This is a genomic window from Edwardsiella ictaluri ATCC 33202 (genome assembly GCF_000264785.1).
Lineage (GTDB): Bacteria > Pseudomonadota > Gammaproteobacteria > Enterobacterales > Enterobacteriaceae > Edwardsiella > Edwardsiella ictaluri.
This window is the reverse complement of the sequence record NZ_AFJI01000079.1, coordinates 1-3,496: the sequence shown is the minus strand read 5'-3', so window position 1 is coordinate 3,496 and position 3,496 is coordinate 1. Positions and strand designations below refer to the sequence as shown.

General features: G+C 55.2%; 3 protein-coding genes and 1 pseudogene. 3 read left to right on the top strand and 1 reads right to left on the bottom strand.

Annotated elements, in window-relative coordinates; genetic code table 11:
- The 3 genes and pseudogenes from EIEH_RS11800 to EIEH_RS18525 form a co-directional block, all read left to right on the top strand.
- Window positions 1–544: hypothetical protein (locus EIEH_RS11800; RefSeq protein ID WP_035609664.1), on the top strand; the 544-nt coding region annotated here is incomplete at its 5' end.
- A 35-nt stretch (window positions 545–579) separates the two neighbouring features.
- The gene (locus EIEH_RS11795) at window positions 580–1,734 is read left to right on the top strand and encodes a hypothetical protein (RefSeq protein ID WP_148276972.1); all 1,155 of its coding nucleotides are present in this window, start codon (window positions 580–582) and stop codon (window positions 1,732–1,734) included.
- 378 nt (window positions 1,735–2,112) lie between these two features.
- A pseudogene (locus EIEH_RS18525) lies at window positions 2,113–2,669 on the top strand (IS1 family transposase); the annotation flags it as partial.
- 50 nt (window positions 2,670–2,719) lie between these two features.
- Here the strand turns inward: EIEH_RS18525 and EIEH_RS17800 are convergent.
- A protein-coding gene (locus EIEH_RS17800) for an IS5 family transposase (RefSeq protein ID WP_107775161.1) occupies window positions 2,720–3,459 on the bottom strand; the annotation gives its coding sequence in 2 pieces (ribosomal slippage) (window positions 2,720–3,183 and window positions 3,183–3,459; 741 coding nt in all).
- Window positions 3,460–3,496: the final 37 nt, after the last annotated feature.

The following is a 3,496-nucleotide window of genomic DNA, read 5'->3' as shown; positions in this document are numbered from 1 at the left end:
AGCGCAGGGCTTTGAGCTGCGCAATAACGCTCAGGTGCTGGAAGAGCGGCTGGAGCTGAGCGCGCAAATCGATATGGGCAGCACGCTGATGCTGCCGGTGCAGGTGATAAGTCAGACGCCCCTGTTTCAGCAGGTGGCGTATGAGGTGTGGCGCCATCGTTTTGAGGATATGGGCATCGCCCTGCGGGCGATAGGCGAGCAGAACAGCCAGCCGCTGCTGCTGGAGTTAGTGAACGACCAGTACCAGTGTGTGAGCCTTCCCCCGGCCCCTGTGCTTCTGCTGGCGGCCGTCAACCGGGGATATCAGTACCTCGTGGAAACAGGGGGGCGGCAGGTTGCCAATCTGAAGAGCGATGGTCTCCGCCAGCACCGTTTTGAGCCGGGAGAGTGGCAGCGCGCGGGGGATGTGGCGGGTATCGCGGCAAACCGCTTTACTCTGGACTTCTATCTCCGCGTGGTCCTGCCGGAACTCTCGCGGGTTCCCAGAGGGATGGGGGTCGTCTGCAACGGGCAGGTCACCCTGCTGCTGAGCGTGCCGCTCTGAGAGGTATCGCGGCCCTGAGCCGGCGGTGTGATGTTATGTCAGGAGGAAGTATGTATTGCGTAATAGGGGAAAGGCTGCTGCGTTATCTGATGTATGGCATTGTAGCGCTGTCGCTGATGGCAAAAAGCCATGCTATCGTGGTGGATCTTGCCGTCTTTAATCAGGATGTCAGAATAGCTTATGGTGCGGCTGGCCGGCTGCAGGTCCTGGGTAATGGCATCGTGCAGGCCCAGGATAACTACCCTGAGCTGGTCGGTTTTAATGTCTATGATTTTGGTAGCAGGACTAATCAGATTGATACGCCCGATATTGCCTTTCACCGCAGAGGCAGCCTGTTCAGCGTCACCCTGACCGGGGCGCGCTACGGCAGGTCGATAACCCTGCGTGGCAAGCTGGGCAAGTCTATCTTTCTGCAGCCTTCGGTGATAGGTGGCAGTTATAATCGGATCAGTGAAAATAAGGGATGCAGCGGCGGAATTCAGTATGATCGCCCGTTAAGGGATGGTGAGCCGATCAATGGTATCTGGAATTTTATCGACCCGGGAACCTATGATTTTACTCAGGACTGCAGCGGGAATACCTATCCTTTTGTCTATGTAAATCCCTACCCTGTCGTGACCTATGACGATGCCAGAACAGTATGGCTGGATCTTCCTGCCCTGATCGCCAGCGATGCCTGGCAATCGCTGCCACCTGATGTTTATAGCGGCAGCAGCAGCTCAGCCTTTGAGTACTTCTATAGTCCGCAAACGGGCCAGACGTTTAATTTAAATACCGCCACCGCAGTAACGATACGCAAGCAGCCCTATTTCAGCGGGATATCCATCCCCTCAACCCATGTGGTATTCAACACGACCTATACTCAGGAGCAGGTGACAGGGCGCGCCTCCACACCGCTGCTTTTGGAGGGATCATTTGACCAGGTACGCATTGGTATATTTACGGGTAATAACTATGCATTGCGTAACGATGTTGATGGCCGGGATCTGCCTTATCAGGCGGTGTTGCATCAGGGAGCCGAGCGACATGTATTAAATACGGATGATACCTTCGTGGTGAGTGGTTTAAACAACCCCTCAAATCAGATCCCTCTGACCCTGACCTTTCAGTTTGACCAGCCCAGAGAGCGGGTGACGAGCGGCACCTATCGCGATTACCTCATTTTGTTAGCTGAGGTACCGCTATTATAACCGGTTATCATGGCACGGTTATAATCTCAGCTGCGTGCGGCCAGACTCCGCATGGAGTGCGCGTCATCAGCCCCCATCGCGGGGGCGCCCACGGCGTTATGCTGCGGGGAGGCACACTACGGCCATCCCGCTGGCTAAAGGTGTATCCCCGCTGACTCAGCGCCGTGGCCTACGCCAAGCGATGTTATACAACGCCACTTTTCCTCTTCCAGTTGCCGCATAGATAGATTCGAGTTCAGAAGGGGAAATCCGCCGTATTTCTTTCGCTAGGTGTAAAAAGTGATGTCGGAGATATCCAGCTTGCGGCAGACATCCGGTACGGCTAATTTCTCTAGTTGTTTGAATCTAATATATAATACTCGCTTTTGAGGTTCTTCCATGGCCAGCGTTAACGTTCATTGTCCCCGTTATCAGTCTGCTCAGGTTTACCGCCATGATCAGAATCCTAAAGGCCATGACCGGTTTCGCTGCCGTGACTGCCACCGCGTCTTTCAGCTTACTTACGCCAATGAAGCCCGTAAACCGGGTATTAAAGAGCAGATCACTGAAATGGCCTTCAAGGGTGCCGGGGGACGCGATACCGCCAGAACACTGAAATTTGCCATTAACACCGTCATCCGGACGTTAAAAAACGCGCGCCAAAGCGAATAACGTCTTCACTTGTCGCCCATACTGATGTGGCGCTTATCTGCGAACTCAATGAGCAATGAAGCTTCGTGGACAATAAAGCCCGGCAGCACTGGCTCTGGTACGCGTACAACACCAAAACAGGCGGTGTACTGGCCTACACTTTTGGTCTCAGAACCGATGAAAGCTGCCGGGAGCGACTGGCACTGTTCACGCCATGCAACATTGGCATGATCACCCGCGACGAGCGGGGCCGCGATGGCCGGGAGGTGCCGAAGGATAATCATCTGACCGGCAAAATATTTACCTAACGCATTGAACGTAATGACCTGACGCTCCGCACCCGTATTAAGAGCCGCTAACAAAACCGTTCAACAAAACGCAAGCAGATAACAGCACAAGCCAGCGTCAGCAATGCAAGATGGGTATCCAGCCGCCGTTCGAAACGAATACGCAGCTTGCCAAAACCCGCTAACCAGCCATGAGTTCGCTCTACAACCCAGCGATAACGACCCAATCGGTCATGGCTATCCATGCCTCGCCGGGCAATACGGGCCTTGATTCCCCGTCGCCTCAGATAATCCCGGCAACGGCGAAAATCATACCCCTTGTCTGCGTGTCGCTTGTCAGGCCGATATCGTGGGCCTGCTAACGCCGGGAGGGCATCCAACAATGGCTCAAACATTATCGGGTCATGGCGATTGGCTCCAGAGACAAGCACGGCGCGTGGTATGCCCTGACGTTGCACCACGATGTGTCGTTTACTGCCCAGCTTGCCTCTGTCTGTCGGGTTACGTCCTGTTTCCTGACCCTCCGGGGGCTGGCTACGCTCGCGCCATCGAGGCTTGCTCTGCTCCAGTCGATGTGAGCCGCTTGGTGTAGCCGGGTCAGCAGAGCCACGTGAAGTCGCAGCCAGATGCCTTGAACTTGCCAATCGCGTAGGCGACGCCAGCACGTCATTGCGCTGCCAAAACCCAGCGACTGGGGCAACTCCTCCCACGGTATCCCAGTCGTAAGGACAAACAGAATACCGTTGAGAACGGCATCGTCATCAAGGCCTGGGCGGCCACCCCGTGACGAAGGCAGTTGGGGCGGCAGAAGTGGCTGTCAGGATTTCCAGAGCTGCTTACTGAGA

Coding starts and splice junctions, on each gene's coding strand:
- EIEH_RS11795 (WP_148276972.1), top strand. CDS start 580: ATGTCAGGAGGAAGTATGTATTGCGTAATAGGGGAAAGGCTGCTGCGT.